The sequence below is a fragment of the endosymbiont of Ridgeia piscesae genome (genome assembly GCF_001443665.1).
GTDB lineage: Bacteria > Pseudomonadota > Gammaproteobacteria > Chromatiales > Chromatiaceae > Endoriftia > Endoriftia persephonae.
In genome coordinates this window covers 23,514-42,005 of record NZ_KQ557143.1, presented here as the reverse complement: position 1 = coordinate 42,005, position 18,492 = coordinate 23,514, and the positions used below count along the sequence as shown (strand labels likewise).

General features: G+C 59.2%; 16 protein-coding genes and 1 pseudogene. 6 read left to right on the top strand and 11 right to left on the bottom strand.

Annotated features, from left to right (window positions below):
* Nucleotides 1-101 precede the first annotated feature (101 nt).
* Nucleotides 102-404, top strand: a pseudogene (locus Ga0074115_RS12900) (STAS domain-containing protein); the annotation flags it as partial.
* Nucleotides 405-536: 132 nt separating this feature from the next.
* Here Ga0074115_RS12900 and Ga0074115_RS12895 read toward each other — a convergent pair.
* The 4 genes from Ga0074115_RS12895 to efp all read right to left on the bottom strand — a co-directional run bounded on the left by Ga0074115_RS12895 (nucleotide 537) and on the right by efp (nucleotide 4,843).
* Nucleotides 537-1,109, bottom strand: a complete 573-nt coding sequence (locus Ga0074115_RS12895) for a peptidoglycan L,D-endopeptidase MepK (RefSeq protein ID WP_060528594.1) — start codon at nucleotides 1,107-1,109, stop codon at nucleotides 537-539.
* Between the two features lie 414 nt (nucleotides 1,110-1,523).
* Nucleotides 1,524-3,203 carry a L,D-transpeptidase family protein gene (locus tag Ga0074115_RS12890; protein ID WP_060528593.1) on the bottom strand — a complete coding sequence of 560 codons (1,680 nt, stop codon included), beginning with the start codon at nucleotides 3,201-3,203 and terminating at the stop codon, nucleotides 1,524-1,526.
* 78 nt (nucleotides 3,204-3,281) lie between these two features.
* On the bottom strand, nucleotides 3,282-4,262 hold the full coding sequence (epmA, locus tag Ga0074115_RS12885) for an EF-P lysine aminoacylase EpmA (protein WP_060528592.1): 981 nt from the start codon (nucleotides 4,260-4,262) through the stop codon (nucleotides 3,282-3,284).
* Nucleotides 4,263-4,270: 8 nt separating this feature from the next.
* Nucleotides 4,271-4,843, bottom strand: coding sequence for an elongation factor P (efp, locus tag Ga0074115_RS12880; protein ID WP_057956667.1), 573 nt, complete (start codon nucleotides 4,841-4,843; stop codon nucleotides 4,271-4,273).
* Here efp and epmB point away from each other — a divergent pair.
* From epmB to Ga0074115_RS12865, 3 genes are all read left to right on the top strand, one after another.
* Nucleotides 4,842-5,885, top strand: coding sequence for an EF-P beta-lysylation protein EpmB (gene epmB, locus Ga0074115_RS12875; protein ID WP_087959778.1), 1,044 nt, complete (start codon nucleotides 4,842-4,844; stop codon nucleotides 5,883-5,885). The genes efp and epmB overlap by 2 nt on opposite strands.
* Before the next feature lie 141 nt (nucleotides 5,886-6,026).
* A complete protein-coding gene (locus Ga0074115_RS12870) occupies nucleotides 6,027-7,577 on the top strand; it encodes a lipopolysaccharide biosynthesis protein (protein ID WP_057956668.1) in 1,551 nt (516 codons plus the stop codon).
* 31 nt (nucleotides 7,578-7,608) lie between these two features.
* Nucleotides 7,609-8,562 carry an MBL fold metallo-hydrolase gene (locus Ga0074115_RS12865; protein ID WP_408642718.1) on the top strand — a complete coding sequence of 318 codons (954 nt, stop codon included), beginning with the start codon at nucleotides 7,609-7,611 and terminating at the stop codon, nucleotides 8,560-8,562.
* 19 nt (nucleotides 8,563-8,581) lie between these two features.
* Here the strand turns inward: Ga0074115_RS12865 and Ga0074115_RS12860 are convergent, their stop codons facing one another.
* Nucleotides 8,582-9,013 (bottom strand): antitoxin Xre/MbcA/ParS toxin-binding domain-containing protein, encoded by a 432-nt coding sequence (locus Ga0074115_RS12860; RefSeq protein ID WP_060528590.1) that lies wholly within the window; start codon nucleotides 9,011-9,013, stop codon nucleotides 8,582-8,584.
* A gap of 103 nt (nucleotides 9,014-9,116) precedes the next feature.
* Nucleotides 9,117-9,554 (bottom strand): hypothetical protein, encoded by a 438-nt coding sequence (locus tag Ga0074115_RS12855; RefSeq protein WP_005965592.1) that lies wholly within the window; start codon nucleotides 9,552-9,554, stop codon nucleotides 9,117-9,119.
* A 192-nt stretch (nucleotides 9,555-9,746) separates the two neighbouring features.
* On the opposite strand from Ga0074115_RS12855, the gene Ga0074115_RS12850 reads away from it, so the two are divergent.
* Together Ga0074115_RS12850 and Ga0074115_RS12845 are read left to right on the top strand one after the other, a co-directional pair.
* Nucleotides 9,747-10,643: a phosphoribosylaminoimidazolesuccinocarboxamide synthase gene (locus tag Ga0074115_RS12850; RefSeq protein WP_057956670.1), complete on the top strand. Its 897-nt coding sequence runs from the start codon at nucleotides 9,747-9,749 to the stop codon at nucleotides 10,641-10,643.
* A 112-nt stretch (nucleotides 10,644-10,755) separates the two neighbouring features.
* Nucleotides 10,756-10,998 (top strand): glutaredoxin family protein, encoded by a 243-nt coding sequence (locus tag Ga0074115_RS12845; RefSeq protein WP_232433094.1) that lies wholly within the window; start codon nucleotides 10,756-10,758, stop codon nucleotides 10,996-10,998.
* A gap of 85 nt (nucleotides 10,999-11,083) precedes the next feature.
* On the opposite strand, the gene fba is transcribed toward Ga0074115_RS12845, so the two are convergent.
* The 5 genes from fba to tkt form a co-directional block, all read right to left on the bottom strand.
* Nucleotides 11,084-12,148, bottom strand: coding sequence for a class II fructose-bisphosphate aldolase (gene fba, locus Ga0074115_RS12840; RefSeq protein WP_057956672.1), 1,065 nt, complete (start codon nucleotides 12,146-12,148; stop codon nucleotides 11,084-11,086).
* Between the two features lie 119 nt (nucleotides 12,149-12,267).
* Nucleotides 12,268-13,716, bottom strand: coding sequence for a pyruvate kinase (gene pyk, locus Ga0074115_RS12835; RefSeq protein WP_057956673.1), 1,449 nt, complete (start codon nucleotides 13,714-13,716; stop codon nucleotides 12,268-12,270).
* 82 nt (nucleotides 13,717-13,798) lie between these two features.
* Nucleotides 13,799-14,980: a phosphoglycerate kinase gene (locus Ga0074115_RS12830; protein WP_060528597.1), complete on the bottom strand. Its 1,182-nt coding sequence runs from the start codon at nucleotides 14,978-14,980 to the stop codon at nucleotides 13,799-13,801.
* Nucleotides 14,981-15,194: 214 nt separating this feature from the next.
* Nucleotides 15,195-16,199, bottom strand: a complete 1,005-nt coding sequence (gene gap, locus Ga0074115_RS12825; protein ID WP_005965605.1) for a type I glyceraldehyde-3-phosphate dehydrogenase — start codon at nucleotides 16,197-16,199, stop codon at nucleotides 15,195-15,197.
* 81 nt (nucleotides 16,200-16,280) lie between these two features.
* Complete coding sequence (tkt, locus tag Ga0074115_RS12820) at nucleotides 16,281-18,269, bottom strand: transketolase (RefSeq protein WP_057956674.1); 1,989 nt, start codon at nucleotides 18,267-18,269, stop codon at nucleotides 16,281-16,283.
* Between the last annotated feature and the right edge of the window lie 223 nt (nucleotides 18,270-18,492).

Genomic DNA, 18,492 nt, shown 5'->3' with positions numbered 1-18,492 from the left:
AATCGCCTCCACTACATCTTTCCTTTTCTGATCACGCTGTTCTTTTATCGTAGCCATGGAAAGCAGTATACACTGCCAATACTTTCGGAACGATTAATATCAAACACTATGAGATAAGCGGCCCGCTCTTCTTCGGCTCAGTGCAGACCTTTGCCGATCTGTTCGATCCGAAAGATGACCCGGACGAGGTGATGGTCGATTTCGCCAACGCGCGAGTCTACGATCACTCAGGCCTGGAGGCGATCGACGCCCTCGCCGAGCGCTACACCCGTGTCGAGAAGCGCCTGCACATCAAGCACCTGAGCCAGGAGTGTCAGAATCTGTTGGTGAAGGCGGGGGATCTGGTGGAGGTCAATATGCTGGAGGATCCACGCTACCACGTGGCGGACGACCGGCTGGCCTAACCAGAAGAGTAAATTCGATTGTAGGCGCGTCGCTCGCGGCGCGCCTACAGGATGATGCGTAATGTCCGGCTGGCAGGGATTGTTCCCAACAATCCTTCTGCATTTCCTCCATCCATGGAGGTCAAGCCGGAGCTACCAGAAACGCACGCGGCCGGTGTCGACGTGAATGAAGTTGGATTTTGGGTAGAAGCCGACGCCGCCCGCCTTTAGCGCCAGGGCCGCCTTGCGCAGCTCTTTCAGTTCAGTTCCTGGTAGACGGATGTCGATCGCCTTGCCCTGCATGTGCAGGCTGCGCTTGGCGACACCATTGCTTTTGCTACGCAGCATGGCATTGCTCTTGGGTGAGCGATAGCCGGAGATCACCTGAAACTCCCCTGCCCGCCCGACGCTGCTCTGCAGGCGATATAGCAGGTCAAGCAGCTTCGGGTCCATCAGGGTGCTGTCGCCAGTGCGATGGTCGCGCAGCAGCTGGTTGAGGCGATGCAAATTCTCTGCCAGATACTCGCCGTCCGCCCAGTAGGCCAGCTTCTCCCGTTCGCCGGTGTGCAGATGGTGCAGGGCGATACTGCGTTCCTGTTGCTGCCCGATCGAGGCGAACAGGGAGGGGGCGGTCAAGGCGCTGCCGAGGGCAACACAACCGCTGAGAAAATGACGCCGGCTGGTATCTGGGCACTCAATCTGCGGGGCTTGAATCTGTTCTGACATACTTCACTGATCCGGATAACTGGTTGCTCTGCCCGATGATTCGGCAGGACCGCCAAAAAGACCATGCAAAGAGTATCAGATTATGACCGGGGTACGCCATCCTTGTGATTCCACTCACAATTTCCGGTTTATAAGCCTCTGATTAAGTCTGGGCGAAATCGATTGTGATTCAGAATATTCAGATTCAAAGCGCAAATCACACGTAAAGCTACCGCTCCCTGCTCACGCGCCTCCCCGACATCCCTGTCGGGGATAGCTGGCTATTGCGAACGACTGCATGGCTGCAGGAGGTAGAGCAATGCATGGAGCCGTTGCCGAGATTTGCCACGCAGAAGCTGGATATTCTGGGCACAAGATACGGATTCACGACTTGATCAGAGGCTCCTTAGTGAGGAGTCGATAAGTCAGCGAGGATCAATCGGCCTCTGCCAGCTGCCGGGTTGAGCGCCCATCTCTGGCAATCTGGTCGGTGTGTCGCAACAGCCTCAGCAACAGCCCATTCCTTGCGTAGATATCGGGACGGAACTGCACCCTGCCCGCTTCGTCCACCCAGCTGGTGAAGTAGGTGAGATAGACCGTCAGTGGCTGTGACAGCGGTTGGATGCGGGTCTCTCCAGATTCAATATCCAGCAGCAGATTGTGCTGCGGGGCATTCTCGTTCTGCAGCAGCAACCCGGCCAGCTGTCGCGCCTTCTCCACCCGCACACAACCGGAACTGAAGGCCCGACGCGGCTTATCGAACAAGCTGACAGCCGGGGTGTCGTGCAGGTAGATCGCGTAGGGGTTGGGCATCTGGAACTTGATCCGCCCCAGGCTGTTGTTCTCCCCAGGAAACTGGCGCAGCACATAGGGGAAGTTGTTCTTGTCGAAGCGCTGCCACTCCACCAACCAGGGATCGACCTCCCGCCACTCACCCTGCACGCGCTGTAGCACCTGGAAGCCCCTGCGCTCCAGATAATCGGCATCCTGCTGCTGTTTCGGCAGCAGATCCTCCACCGCGATGCGTCGTGGCACGGTCCAAGCAGGATTGACAATCAACTGTGTGATGCGCCCCTGGAAGGAGGGGGTCTGACGACTGAAGCGACCGTTGATAGAGCGGCTTTGCAGCTGTGGCTGACCATCCACCATCAAGGTCAGTTCAAAACCGGCGGTATTGACCAGCAGGTGAGGATTGTCGAGCTGGCGCGGCAGCCAACGCCAGCGCTCCAGGTTGGCACGCAGCTGCAGGATGCGCTGCGCCACCGGTTGGTTAAGAGCGGCGCGAGTCTGCGGCCCCACCAGACCATCATCCAGCAGGCCGTGGCGCTGCTGAAAGCGTTTGATGGCGACCTGCAGCGGCGCATCGAAATATTCAGGATCATCAGCCTCTTCCTCGACAGCCAGCTCCTCGAACCGCAACCGCTGCCGCAGCAGTACAACATCGGGATGGCGCATCCCCAGATGCAACAGCAGCTCGCCTTCCAGGCCGGGCCAACCTCCCTGCTGTTCGATCGCCTGGTAGCGGTCAAGCGCCTGTTTCAGACGCAGATAGCCGGGGGTGGTGGGCAGCAGCGAGGAAAACAGCTGCTCCGGCAGCCCCTCTTCCAGCTGCTGCTGCAGATAATCCAACGGCTCGAAGCTCTCAGCCGGATGGTGCCAGGCCGGATCGAGCCGGGCCGCATTGAAACGCCCGCTGTTGAGATCCCGCGCCAGCTTCAGGAAGGCATCCGTAAACACTAACTCCCGCAACAGGATCGCGGGCGTGTCGAGACGATGACCCAGCTGCTGCAGGGTCGACAGATGGTACTCCACCGGGTTGAGCCCTTCAGTCGATGCATTCTCGATCCACTCCCGCAGCACCAGCCCCCAAGGATTGAGCCGCTCATGCTGATGCCACACTGGCCGGCCCTCTCTGGCCTGGTAGAAATCGGCCAGATGGCCCCAGTCGGGCAATCCACTGACCAAAGTGAGCAGTAGAGGTGGCAACGGCTGAGAGTTCTCAACCCCGGCAGCCGCCTCCTTCCCTGGCGGGGCTGACAGATCGGCAAACGCACCACCAACACTCAACAGCGCGCAGCAGAGGCAGAGGCAGACAACAGGCAGATGGTGTCGCATCACACCTTCCTATGTGGATCAACCGAGAACGAGTCTCTTCTTCAACCAAAGTATAGAAAGAGTGTGCGGGCAGCCAGATCAGGCCCGTTCGAAGGGGAAGGCGAGCACCTGCCGGATCTGCTCGGCGCCGCTGATCTGCATCAGCAGCCGGTCGATGCCCAGCGCCACGCCGGCGCAGTCGGGCAGCCCGGCCTGCAGCGCAGCGAGTAGATACTCATCCATCGGTGGTTCTACCAGTCCGGCAGCGCGGCGGTTCTGATTATCCGCCTCAAACCGCCGCCGTTGCTCATCAGCATCGCTCAATTCGTGAAAACCATTGGCGATCTCCATCCCCTCCAGATAGAGCTCGAAACGCTCCGCCACGGGGGGATTACCAGGCCGCACTCTCGCCAAAGCCGCCTGGCTGGCCGGGTAGTCGTACAGAAAACAGAGAGTACCGCGCCCCAGGTGCGGTTCGATGGCATGGCTCAGCAGCAGGTCGAGCCAGCCGTCCCAGTCGAGCTGCAGCGACTCTGCGCCGGAAATCTGTTCACGCTGCGCAACCTGCTGCAGACCAGTCGCATCGAGAGCCTGGATATCGATCCCCAGATGGCGGTGAAAGGCCTCTGCGTAAGCGAGTCGCTCTACAGGTCTTGGTTCGGGCAGTAGCCGGTTGACCAGCTCGGCCACCTCATCCATCAGCTGCCGGTGATCGAAGCCGGGCCGGTACCACTCCAGCAGGGTGAACTCCGGGTTGTGGCGTCGCCCCAGCTCGCCACCACGAAACACCTTGCAGATCTCGTAGATCGGTCCGCTGCCGGCGGCGAGCAACCGTTTCATGGGGAATTCAGGAGAGGTATGCAGGAACAGCCCGAGCCCCGCCGGGGCGCCAGGTCCAGTGTAGCGACTAGTAAGGCTCTCGATGGCCGGATCGGTGACAGCGAAACGGGAGCAGACCGGGGTCTCCACCTCGAGAATCCCAGCCTGTCTGAAGAAGTCACGGATCGCAGCGAGCAGCTCCGCTCGCGCCTGCAGCATTGCTGGCGAGGCAAACGGGCGCCACTCATGCGTCGCGCTCATGGAGGCGCTCAATCCTCTTTGGCGCGGCCCTGGTATTCGCCGGAGACGGTGCTGACCTTGATCACATCACCGATCTGCACGAACAGCGGCACCCGCACCACCGCACCGGTTGAAAGTGTGGCCGGCTTGCCGCCGCTGCCGGAAGTGTCGCCCTTCAGGCCGGGGTCGGTATCGGTCACCTCCAGCACTACGAAGTTGGGCGGCGTGACGATGATCGGGTTACCGTTCCACAGGGTCACGGTGCACATATCCTGCTCTTTGAGCCATTTGATCGAATCGGCCACCGCTGCCTTGTCGGCATTGACCTGCTCGAAGGATTCGGGGTCCATGAAGTACCAGAAATCACCGTCGGTGTAGAGGTACTGCATATCTGTCTCGTGCACGTCGGCGGCCTCCACCGACTCCCCCGATTTGAAGGTCTTCTCCAGCACCCGACCGGTCTTCAGGTTACGGATCTTGACCCGGTTGAAGGCCTGACCTTTGCCTGGCTTGACGAATTCGTTTTCAATAATGGAACAGGGATCCCCGTCCATCATAATCTTCAAACCGCCCTTGAACTCATTGGTGCTGTAGGTTGCCATGACATCCTCGAATAACTTTGAAATCGCGGCGCACATCATACCTGAGAGTGCGCCATCTTTGCAGGGTACGCCCTGGCAGACAGCCCTTGCCGGGGCCTTTACCCACCCGCAGGCGCTGTTTGAGTTCCTGCAACTCGACCCGGCCCTGCTGCCGGCGGCGCTGCAGGCCGCCACAACCTTCCCGCTACGAGTACCGCTGGGCTACGCGGCGCTGATGCGCAAGGGCGACCCCGCCGACCCGCTGCTGCGCCAGGTGCTGCCACTGGCCCAGGAGCTGCAGGACCAAGCGGGCTTCGATACCAATCCGGTGGGCGATCTGCAGGCCGAGGCACTGCCCGGTCTGCTGCAGAAGTACCGGGGACGGGCGCTATTGATCGCCACTGGCGCCTGTGCCATCAACTGCCGCTACTGCTTCCGCCGCCACTACCCCTATCAGCAGGGTTCAGCCACACCACGCCAGCAGAGACAGATCCTCGAGCATCTACGCCGGGACGAGTCACTCAGCGAGGTAATCCTCAGCGGCGGCGACCCGCTGCTGCTGGACGACCGGCGGCTCGCCGGCTGGCTTGATGATCTCGCAGCGATCCCCCATCTGCGGCGTTTGCGTCTGCACAGCCGCCTGCCGGTGGTGCTGCCGGAGCGGATCAGCGAATCGCTCGCCCGCCTGCTCGCCGCTTCCCGGCTACAGACGGTAATGGTGATCCACGCCAATCATCCACGGGAGATCAGCGCAGCAGTGGCCGATGGCCTGCAGCAGCTGAGCGAACAAGGCATCCGCCTGCTCAACCAGTCGGTGCTACTCAGGGGGGTGAACGACTCGGCAGAGACGCTGGCGGAGTTGAGCGAACAGCTGTTTGGCGCCAGCGTGATGCCCTACTATCTGCACCTGCTCGACCGTGTCGATGGCGCGGCCCATTTCGAGTTGCCGGCGGCAGAGAGTCAGCAGATCTACCAGGCGCTGCTGGCCGCACTGCCGGGGTATCTGGTGCCCAGACTGGTGCGAGAAGAGGTCGGTGCGCCAAGCAAAACCCCGGTGATCTGACGCTCTCCTCGCCAAACTGGAACCAGGTTCTCTGTAGCCGTTCACAATTATAGATTTTGCCCGGTACAGGGGGCATGATTAGGCGCCCTGAATAAGCACTCACTCCCCCCCGCAATCGAATTAAGGAAGGGCCAGCCGCCGATGAGCGAATCCAACTCCCAAAAGGGCAGCGACGTCACCGGACGCCAGTCGCTGCTAAAGAATACGCTGGTCAGCTGGGCCGGCCATCTGGTCTTCATCATCGCCGGCTTTATCATGCCGCGCATCATCGACGACACTATCGGCCAGAGTGCGCTGGGCATCTGGGACTTCGGCTGGTCAATCGTCTCCTACCTGCGCATCAGCGGCCTCGGCTTCACCTCCTCGGTAACCCGCTATGTGGGCACCTACCGTGCCGCCGGCGAGTTCGACAAGCTGCGCGGTGCGGTCACCACGGTGGCCTTTATCCAGGTCTGCATGGCGCTGCTGGTGGCCACTGCCGTCATCGGGCTCTACTTCCTGCTGCCAACCCAATTCGCCGACAAGCTGGCCGGCCACACCGAGGAGGCACAGTGGGTGGTGCTGTTTCTCGGCCTCGGCTTCAGCTTCGAACTGGCGCTACAGACCTCGCGCGGGGTGATCACCGGCTACCACAAGTGGGGGCTGCAGAACGGCATCGCCTCGGGTTTCTACACCCTTAACGTGATCTGCATGATCATCGCACTGAAGCTGGGCGGCGGTCTGAAGGAGATCGCAATGGTCTACTTCATCGTCACCCTGATGGCGGAGCTGACCCGGGTGACGGTGGTCTTCAAAGTCTGCCCGGAGATGCGCATCGCACCCAAACTGGCGTCGATGGCGCACGCCAAGACCATGTTCAACTTTGGCGGCAAGACCCTTATCACCGATCTGGTGCCGATCCTCTCGATCCAGACCGTCTACATCTTCCTGCTGAGCAATCTGGGACCGGCTTCGCTGGCGGTATTCGCCCGCCCCTTCTCGCTGATCCGCCACGTTGAGACCTTCATGAAAAAGTTCGCCCATGTGCTGGTGCCCACGGTGGGTGCGGTGCAGCAATCGGGCAAGCTCAAGGAGCTGCAGGATCTGCTGTTCTCCGCGGCGAAGTATGCCGCCGCCCTGGCGCTGACCATGATGATCCCGTTTGTGGTGTTCGGCGATGTGCTGATGCAGGTCTGGATGGGCAGTGACTATGTCAATATCCCGTTGATAGTGCTGCTCGGCTGCGGTTTCTTCCTCCCCATCTCACAGCAACCCAGCTTCCGCTTCCTGATGGGAATGAACGAGCACGGCTATATCGCAATGCGCGCTGCACTGGCGTTTGTCGCCTCTCTGTCGATCGGCATTCCGATACTGGATTCGATCGGCTGGAGCCTTGACCGGGCCGCCTGGATAGTGTTGGTCCCTGAGCTGCTGGCCTATGGTATCCTGGTGCCGATCCATGCCAGCCGGGTGTTGCAGATCCCGCTCTGGCGCTATCTGCACCGCGCCTTTGGGGTGCCACTACTGTGCGCGCTGCCCTACCTGCTGACTCTGCTGGGGATCAAGATGGCGATGCCGGAATCGCCGGTCAGTGCCATGGGCTATGGCGCCTTGGCCGGCGGCCTAGTACTGTTTGTGATGTTCTGGTTGCTGCTCTTCCCGGAGAAGGTAAAACGCAAGTTTCAGAAGCTGCTCCCGGCGGCGGCTCGCTGAGATTGATGCCGATTTGACCCAGGTGACCGCGATGCAGCCTGCCCCGATCGAAACCCTATCTGGCGAGATCGTCCGGATCGACACCGAGTATCAGCGTCCCGGTCTGGCTGCCTGCTATCTGTTGGAATCCCAAGGTGAGGCGGCCTTTGTCGACACCGGGACCAGTCACTCCCTGCCGCTGCTGCTGCAGGCGCTGGAGCAGCGCGGGCTGGCGCGGGAGGCGGTGAAGTATGTCATTCCCACCCATGTGCATCTTGACCATGCGGGGGGCGCTGGGGCGCTGATGCGGGCGCTGCCAAATGCGCAGCTGGTGGTGCATCCGTTCGGCGCGCGCCACCTGATCGATCCAGCCAAGCTGATCGCCGGCACCATCGCGGTCTACGGCAAGGCGGAGTTTGAGCGTCTCTATGGCGAAATCATCCCGGTGACGGCGGAACGGGTGATCGAGGCTGAAGATGGACTCACCCTGGAGCTGGGCAGACGCCGCCTAGAGTGTCTCGACACCCCTGGCCACGCTCGTCACCATATCTGCATCCACGACTCCCAGACCAACGGCTTCTTCAGCGGCGATACCTTCGGTCTCTCCTACCGGGAATTCGATACAGACACAGGCGCCTTTCTGCTTCCCACCACCACCCCGGTGCAGTTCGACCCGGATGCATGGAACGCCACCCTCGATCGGCTGCTGAGCTACAGGCCCAAGGTGATCTATCTGACTCACTTTGGAGCGGTCACCGGGGTGGAGCAGCTGGCGACGCAGCTGCGGGAGGGGCTGGAGACATTTGTTGAGATCGCGCTGCAGGCCAGCGAGGAGGATCGTCAGGCGCAGATCCGCACTGGCCTGGAACACTGGGCGCTGGAAGCACTACAGCGGCATGGCTGCCAACTGCCGCAGGAGCAGTGTCTGGCGCTGCTGGCGCTCGATCTCGAACTCAACAGTCAGGGGCTGGAGGTCTGGCTGCGGCGGCGTGAGCCTCACGCCTAACACCGTCCAGCCCAGTACGTCAGAGAGTCCGACAGGAGGTGTTGCGGGATCCACTCATATCCCAGGCAAAGGTGCAGTCGAGGTGACAGAGCACGTTGACCATCCCCTTCTCGCCATCCAGCATCACTGACAGGGGGGTACGGCGGCTTAGCTTGTGATTGGCCTGACGGAACCAGCGCCGCCCTATCTGCGGATTGCCCGGATAGGTGGTGCGCAAGGCATCATCGATACGCACCAAGTACTCGATCCGCGTCATCAGCTCCGGGGTATGGGGAAAGGGGGTATCCTGTCGATAGCGCATGAAGTGGCGGGGTTTGCCTTCGACACTGAGCAGCGCCATCATCTCTTCCGCCCGCAGGCCCCAGCTCTCGAGCATATTCAACACACTCTGGGTCATATCGAGCCGGTCATTCAACGACATCTCGAACTCTGCTGTCTTATTCTCTGTCATAGTTCACCCGGAAACCCCAAATACGTGGTCGTGATCATGGTTATTGGAGGGGGAGTCTAACATGCCGTTGCCGGACTATTTCCGGCTCCTGATCATGGATTTATTAGCTGCTGAACAGGCGCCTCCACCAGCGTTTGCGATTATTCGGCAGCTGCTGGGTTGCCGGTAGATCCACCGGCGGAATTTTGCTCAGCACCCAACCCGGTAGAGGGGGGTTGTCACTGTAACCGCAGGAGACCCCCAGGTTGTTCGGGTCGTAGATCTTGACGAAGCTGGGCTGCCTGAGATCATCCGCATAGACGATGCCACAGTAGTTCTCCTTATGCTCTTCCCGCAGCAGGGTGTCGATCTCGCTGATGAAGCGGTTGAATGCAGCACTATCCAGCACCGTACTGGGCGGCGTCTCGCCGACCGCATAGACATACCAGCCGCCTTCGGCATCTTCCCTCAACACACCCCACAGGTCATCCAGATGGTGCCAACGAAGTGCCGAGGTAAAGCTGCCACGAAATGCCACCAGATAGTGCTGTTGTTCTGTCATGTGAGCGATCCTCTCAAGTTCTCTCTCCTCTCCCAGCTATACGCTGCGCGATGCGATCTGGATGCGGCCCTATCAGGCCATCAGTCAGGAGTTGCGTTTATACAGCCGCTTATCATCCAAGCAGTGGGTTTTTTGCAGGCTGCCCGACGAAAAATCCGGTTATAATGCCGATTTGTATCCACGGCAATCGCTATGATCAAAACTGCTAACACCCTATTCCAATCCGAAATCCCCGGTTTGCATCTGCTCAATCGCGGCAAAGTCAGGGACATCTACGAAGTCGACAGCCATCATCTGCTGATCGTCACCACCGATCGTCTCTCGGCATTCGATGTGGTCCTGCCGCAGCCGATCCCCGGCAAGGGCGAGGTACTGACCCGGGTCTCCAACTTCTGGTTCAAGCGCACCGAAGCGCTGGTACCAAACCACCTCTCCGACCTGCCGCTCAGCAGCATCATCACCGATGCCAACCAGCGAGCCGCACTGGGTGACCGGGCACTACTGGTACGCCGCCTCAAACCACTGCCGGTGGAGGCCATAGTGCGCGGCTATCTGATCGGCTCCGGCTGGAAGGATTACCAGCGCAGCGGTGCTGTCTGTGGCATCCAGCTACCGCAGGGGCTACAGCAGGCCGACAAGCTGCCAGAGGCGATCTACACTCCCTCCACCAAAGCCGCAGTTGGTGAACACGACGAGAACATCAGCTTCGACAAGACCGTCGAACTGCTCGGCGGTGAACTCGCAGAGCAGGTGCGCGATCTCAGTCTGCACATCTACACCGAGGCGGCGGAGTATGCGCAAGGCAAAGGCATCATCATCGCCGATACCAAGTTCGAGTTCGGGCTGGACGATAACGGTGTGGTACACCTGATCGATGAGGCGCTCACCCCTGACTCATCCCGTTTCTGGCCGGCCGATCAATACCGACCGGGAATCAGCCCACCGAGCTTCGACAAACAGTTTGTGCGAGACTATCTGGAAACCCTGGATTGGGACAAGACCCCGCCCGCCCCGGAACTGCCCGCCGAGATCATCAACAAAACTGCCGAAAAATACCGCGAGGCGGAACGACAGTTGACAGGAAACTAAGTCGTCAGCTAGCGTGGGGCGTAACATTTGTTACGCCCACTTACCACAGGACAGAGAACATACGGTAACTGCCTTGCACATGAATGGCCAAGAAGAAAAAACAGCAAAGGTCGTGATCTACACTACCCAGCAGTGCAAGCACTGCAGACAGGCCAAAGCCTGGTTGAAGCAGCACGGCGTCCCCTTTCTCGACTTTGATGTTGGGAAACCAAACAAGATCCAGAAGAAATTCTTCAGTATTGGCGGGCGTAGCGTCCCCATGTTTGTGGTGGGAGAGCAGCAGCTTACCGGGTTCAACCCCAACAAACTGAAAGACTTTCTCTCGCGCTCCGGACTGATCCCCTCCCCCCGTTGAATCCCAGCAATAAGGCTGCCTGAAGCAAAATCAGGTGATAAAAAAAGGGGCCCTAAGGCCCCTTTTTTTAGTATGCTGCGGCCAATCAGCTGATCTTGGGATCAAGCTCGCCTGTTGCATACCTTTCGAACATCTTCTCCAGGGAGATCGGGGTGATCTTGGAGGCCATGCCGGCAGAACCAAATGCTTCGTAGCGGCTCTTGCAGATATCGGACATCGCCTTGGTCGCCTCTTTGAGGAACTTACGCGGATCGAAGTTGCTCTTGTTCTCCGCCAGGTGACGGCGAACGGAGCCGGTGGAGGCCATGCGCAGATCGGTGTCGATGTTGACCTTACGCACGCCGGACTTGATGCCCTCGACGATCTCTCCAACCGGTACGCCATAGGTCTGGCCCATGTCACCGCCGTAGTCGTTGATGATCTTCAGCCACTCCTGGGGCACTGAGGAAGAACCGTGCATCACCAGGTGGGTGTTGGGAATGCGTGCGTGGATCTCTTTGATGCGATCGATACGCAGGATCTCACCGGTGGGCTCCTGGGTGAACTTGTAAGCGCCGTGGGAGGTGCCGATGGCGATGGCCAGAGCATCCACGCCGGTCTGCTTGACGAAATCCGCAGCCTCTTCAACACCGGTCAGCAGCTGATCCATGTCCAGCTTGCCCTCGGCTCCGTGGCCATCTTCCTCACCCATCTCACCGGTCTCCAGAGAGCCCAGGCAGCCCAGCTCACCTTCGACGGAAACGCCGCCGGCGTGGGCCATCTGCACCACCTGTTTGGTGACATCGACGTTGTATTCGAAGGAGGAAGGGGTCTTGCCATCGGCCATCAACGAGCCATCCATCATCACCGAGCTGAAACCGGACTGGATCGAGCGCAGGCAGATATCCGGGGATGCGCCATGGTCCTGGTGCATGCAGACCGGGATGTGTGGATACATCTCGATCGCCGCCTCGATCAAGTGGCGCAGGAATGGCTCACCTGCGTAGGAGCGGGCACCAGCAGAGCCCTGCAGGATAACAGGGCTGTCAACCGCGTCAGCGGCCTGCATGATAGCGTGCACCTGTTCCATGTTGTTGACGTTAAACGCCGGAAGTCCGTAGCCGTTCTCGGCAGCGTGGTCGAGAAGCTGGCGCAGGGAAATCAGGGCCATGATTGCCTCCTAATCTGTAGTGTCAAAACCAAAAAACCGTCCATTGGATCGCCGGAACAGAAGCTAGCAACAGCCTGCCGTTCCGAGCTTTAAATTCTTTCTTGGAGCTCGTGCTCTGCTCAATCACCCCGATAGCGCATGTGTTCGCCGACCCGCATGATCTTCATGATGTTGGTCTGCCCCTCCACACCGGAACGATCGCCCTTGGTGATCAGCACCAAGTCATTATCACGCACCTCGCCGCGACGCAGTAGTTCGTCGATCACTTCTTCATTGACCTGGTTGTAGTCGGTGCTGGCGACGTCGAAGCTGACCGGATAGACACCGCGGAACAGGGTTACTTTTCGACGAGTCTTCACATTGCGGGTCAGCGCGTAGATCGGGATACCAGAGCTGATGCGCGACATCCATTGCGGGGTGGAACCAGACTCGGTAAGCGCTGCAATCGCCTTCACCCCGAGATGGTTGGCGGTGTACATGCTGGCCATGGCAATCGCCTCATCGACCCGACCAAACACCGAATCGATGCGGTGTTTCGAGCGCTTCACGGAGGCCTGTTTTTCCGCCTCGATGCAGACTCGATCCATGGCCTCAACCACTTTATGGGGATATTTGCCCACCGAGGTCTCGGCTGAGAGCATCACTGCATCGGTGCCATCAAGCACCGCATTGGCCACGTCGAACACCTCGGCGCGGGTCGGGATCGGACTTTCGATCATCGACTGCATCATCTGGGTGGCGGTGATCACCACGCTATTCATGCGCCGTGCCGTCCTGATCAGCTCTTTCTGAACCGCTGGAAGCTCGGCATCGCCGATCTCCACACCCAGGTCGCCACGCGCCACCATGATCGCATCCGAGGCCTCGATGATCTCTTCTATGACATCCAGCGCTTCGGCCCGCTCGATCTTGGCGACAATACCCCCGTCACCACCGGCCTCCTTCAGCAGGCGACGCGCCTCGCGCACGTCATCCGCGCAGCGCACGAAAGAGACGGCAAGATAATCCGCATCGATCTCGGCAGCGAACTTGATGTCTTGCTTGTCTTTCTCGGTGAGGGCCGGTGCGGAGAGCCCCCCACCCTGCTTGTTGATGCCCTTATTGTTGGAGAGCTTACCACCGACCACCACTTTACAGTGGACCTGCTTGCCCTCCACTTCGGCGATCCAGAGCACAATGGCCCCATCATCCAGCAGCAGGGTATCGCCGCGAGCGACGTCGTTGATCAGATCCGGATAGGTCAGACCAACACGCTCATCATCGCCATCGGTGAGTGGGCATTCGGCATCGAGGATGAACGCGCCATCCTCTTCCAGCATCACGAAGTCGGATTTGAAGCGCCCGATACGTATCTTCGGCCCCTGCAGGTCGCACAGCACACCGACCTGACGGCCACTGGCGCGGGAACGATCACGGATGCGCTCAGCACGCTCACGCTGCTGATCATGAGGATCATGGGAGAGGTTGAGGCGAACCACATCCACCCCGGCATGGATTAGTTTGTCCATTACCTTGGGGTCGTCTGTGGCCGGGCCCAGGGTTGCAACGATCTTTGTACGTCTTGGCATATTTAACTCAGTTGTAGGAGCGTCGCCCCTTGGCGCGAAGAGTAGTATAAATCGCGGCGCAAGGCGCCGCTCCTACCAGAGATCAGCCCTTGGCACACTCTTCAAGCATCGCCACAGCAGGCAGGGTCTTGCCTTCAAGATACTCGAGGAAGGCGCCGCCGGCGGTGGAGATATAGGTGACTTTATCGTAGATGTCATATTTCTGGATAGCAGCAATCGTGTCGCCGCCACCAGCCAAACTGAAGCAGTCGGAATCGGCAATGGCCATGGCGATAGTCTTGGTACCCTCACCAAACTGATCGAATTCAAACACACCCACGGGGCCATTCCACACCACGGTGCCCGCCTTGGCGATGATGTCGGCCAGCTCCTTGGCGGAGTCGGGGCCGATATCGAAGATCATGTCGTCGTCTTCCACATCCCCTGCTGCTTTCAACACAGCCGGCTCGGCTTCCGCAAAATTCTTGCCGCAGACCACATCGGTGGCGATCGGGATATTGGCACCACGGGCCGTCATCTTCTCCACCAGGGCCTTGGCGGTATCAACCAGGTCGTCTTCACAAAGAGACTTGCCGACATTGTTGCCCATCGCCTTGAGGAAGGTGTTGGCGATACCACCACCGACCACTAGCTGATCAACCTTCTCGGAGAGGGCCTCCAACACCGTCAACTTGGTGGAGACTTTGGAGCCACCAACAATGGCGACCATCGGGCGGGCCGGATTGGCCAGCGCCTTGGCCAGGTTATCCAATTCGCTGGCCAGCAGCAGGCCGGCGCAAGCGGTGGGGGCGAATTTGCCGACACCGTGGGTAGAGGCCTGGGCGCGATGTGCGGTACCGAAGGCATCCATCACGAAGACGTCGCACAGAGCTGCGTACTTCTTAGCCAGCTCTTCGTTGTCCTTCTTCTCACCGGCGTTGAAACGCACGTTCTCGAACAGCACGACTTCGCCGTCCGCCACTTCAGGAGTGTTCTCCAGATAATCCTTCACCAGGCGCACGCTTGTGCCCAGCTTAGCAGACATGTCTTCAGCGATCGGCTGCATGGAGTTTTCATCGTCGGCCTTGCCCTCTTCCGGACGCCCACGGTGCGACATAACCTGCACCTTGGCGCCAGCCTTGACACAGTGTTCGATAGTCGGCATAGAGGCAGTGATGCGGGCGTCGGAGGTGACCTTGCCGTCTTTGACAGGAACGTTCAGGTCAGCACGGATAAGAACGCGCTTGCCGGCAAGATCGAGATCGGTGAGCTTGATGAAAGCCATGATCAACTCCTTCATAAGTGTTCTAAAAGATATGACTGTTTGGTAAACCACCTCTCAGCCGAGAAGTCGCTTAACGAACAGCCAGAGTAGGTTGGGTCGAGTAAACGAAACCCCGCAACAACAATCTGTTGGGGTTCGCCATACTCAACCCAACCTATCGGCTAGCAGCAAATTGTGTACCCACTGCTAGCCGAAGGCTGGACAAGGCGATCAGTTACGCCGATACGTGCTTCACAAAGCGCAACATGTTGCAGGTGTAGCCGTACTCGTTGTCGTACCAGGAAACCACCTTGATGAAGGTGCCATCCAGTGCGATGCCAGCACCTGCATCGAAGATGGACGAGTTACCGCATCCGCGGAAGTCGGTGGAAACAACCTTCTCGTCGGTGTAACCCAGAGTCTCGCTCATCGGACCAGATTCGGAGGCTTCCTTCATGGCTGCACAGATGTCGTCGTAAGACGCATCTTTTTCCAGCTCAACAGTCAGGTCGACTACAGAAACATCAGAGGTCGGTACGCGGAAGGCCATACCGGTCAGTTTGCCGTTCAGCTCAGGCAGTACAACACCCACAGCTTTGGCAGCACCGGTGGAAGACGGGATGATGTTTTCCAGGATACCACGGCCACCACGCCAATCTTTCATGGAAGGACCGTCAACGGTCTTCTGGGTAGCGGTTGCAGCGTGAACGGTGGTCATCAGGCCACGCTTGATGCCCCACTTGTCGTTCAGGACCTTGGCGACAGGTGCCAGGCAGTTGGTGGTGCAGGAAGCCGCGGAAACGATGGCCTGGCCTTCGTAGGTCTCGTGGTTAACACCGTGTACAAACATGGGGGTGCCGTCTTTGGAAGGCGCAGACATGACAACCTTCTTGGCGCCTGCGTCGATGTGCTTCTGGCAGGTCTCTTCGGTCAGGAAGAAGCCGGTGCACTCGATAACCAGATCGGCGCCGATGTCGCCCCAGGCCAAGTTGGCCGGATCACGCTCAGCGGTCAAACGGATGTTCTTACCGTTAACAACCAGGTTGCTGCCGTCTACGGCGATGTCGCCATCGAAGTTACCATGTACGGAGTCGTACTTCAGCATGTATGCGAGATAGTCAGCGTCCAGCAGGTCGTTGATACCAACGACTTCGATGTCACCAGCGAAATCCTTAGCGATTGCGCGGAAAGCCATGCGGCCGATACGACCGAAACCATTAATACCTACTTTGATAGTCATGTTTGATTCTCCGTTAAAACGTAATATTTTGTCGTTAATTGATCTGCTTAACGGACGCCTCGCGGCGTCCGTTGCAATGCCTTAGGCGGAAACTTCGTTGATCGCTGCGACAACGTTTTCCACGGTGAAGCCGAACTCTTTGAAGAGCTGACCCGCCGGTGCGGACTCACCGAAACGATCAACACCGATCACCTTGCCGTTCAAACCGACGTATTTGTACCAGCTATCAGTGACCGCGGCCTCGACTGCCACGCGGGAGGTGCAGGCAGCCGGCAGCACGGACTCTTTGTAGTCCGCGTCCTGGGCATCGAAGGCGTTGGTGCAGGGCATGGAGACCACGCGCACCTTCTTGTCGGACTCGGCCGCAGCCTTGACCGCCAGATCGACTTCAGAACCAGTGGCGATGACGATTACATCTGGAGTACCGTCGCAGTCGACCAGGACGTAGCCGCCCTTGGCAATGTCGGCGATCTGCGCGTCGCTACGTTTCTGGTGCTGCAGATTCTGACGGGAGAAGATCAGGGTGGAGGGGCCATCCTTCTTCTCTACCGCGCACTTCCAGGCCACTGCGGTCTCGACCGCATCGGCAGGACGCCAGGTATTCATATTGGGGATCATGCGCAGGGTCGGAATTTGCTCGACTGGCTGATGGGTCGGGCCGTCCTCACCCAGTCCGATGGAGTCGTGAGTGTAGACGAAGATCGACTGAATCTTCATCAGCGCCGCCATGCGCAGGGCATTGCGAGCATACTCGGAGAACATCAGGAAGGTGGCGCCATAGGGGATAAAACCGCCGTGCAAAGTGGCACCGTTCATGATGGCGGACATACCGAATTCGCGCACACCGTAGGAGATGTAGTTGCCGTCGGCGTGACCCTCAGTGATTGCCTTGCAACCGGACCAGGAGGTCAAATTGGAGGGGGTCAGGTCGGCAGAACCACCAAGGAACTCAGGCAGCAGCGGACCGTAACCGTTGAGGGTGTTCTGGGAGGCCTTGCGAGTCGCAGGGGACTCAGCCGCCGCATTGACGGAAGCGATGAACTTGTTGGATTCCTCTTCCCAGTTGGCAGGCAGTTCGCCGGCCATGCGGCGCTTGAACTCGGCGGCCAGCTCGGGATGTGCGGCCTCGTAAGCAGCGAACTTCTCGTTCCAGGCAGACTCGGCGGCTGCACCAGCATCCTTCGCGTCCCAACCGGCATAGATATCTTCGGGTATCTCGAATGGACCGTAATTCCAGTCCAGCTGCTCGCGGGTCAGCTTGATCTCATCATCACCCAGCGGCGCACCGTGGCAGTCGTGGGTACCGGCCAGGTTCGGAGAACCGAAACCGATGGTGGTCTTGCAGCAGATCAGGGTCGGCTTATCGCTAACCGCCTTGGCCGCTTCGATCGCCGCGTTCAGGGCGTCTGCATCGTGACCATCGACACCAGGGATGACGTGCCAGCCGTAAGCCTCGAAACGCTTGGGGGTATCGTCAGTGAACCAGCCTTCGACGTGACCGTCGATGGTGATGCCGTTGTCGTCCCAAAAGGCGATCAGCTTGCCCAGACCCAGAGTGCCGGCCAGGGAGCAGGCTTCGTGCGAGATACCTTCCATCATGCAGCCGTCGCCCATGAAGACGTAAGTGTGATGATCGACGATCTCGTGGCCGCGACGATTGAACTGGGCCGCCAGGGTCTTCTCGGCCAGCGCCATGCCCACGCCATTGGTAATGCCCTGACCCAAGGGACCGGTGGTAGTCTCAACGCCGGGAGCGTAACCGTACTCGGGATGCCCCGGAGTTTTGGCGTGCAACTGACGGAAGTTCTTTAGGTCATCCATGCTGAGGTCGTAGCCGGTCAGATGCAGCAGGGAGTAGATCAGCATCGAGCCGTGACCGTTGGAAAGGATGAAACGGTCGCGGTCGGCCCAGTCCGGGTTGGCCGGATTGTGCTTCATGTGGCCGTTCCATAGGACTTCGGCGATGTCCGCCATACCCATGGGCGCACCGGGATGGCCGGAGTTGGCTTTCTGCACGGCATCCATGCTCAAAGCGCGGATGGCATTGGCGAGTTCTCTGCGTGAGGACATTGATCACTCCTGATTTAGATGTACAAATCTTATCTATCGGTTTGCTCGGGACTCTGCCAGAGGGTAATGCCCCGGCCTGCAGCCCGAAAACGGCGGCATCTCCGCCATCCTGAAACGGGGGTATCCATCTCGCCGCTGTCTGGCTCTCAAAATCGAGCCTGCAGATGCCAGCCGCGGACAAAAGGTGAGCTATTCTGCCCCAACAAAAATGTCTGGGCAAAGA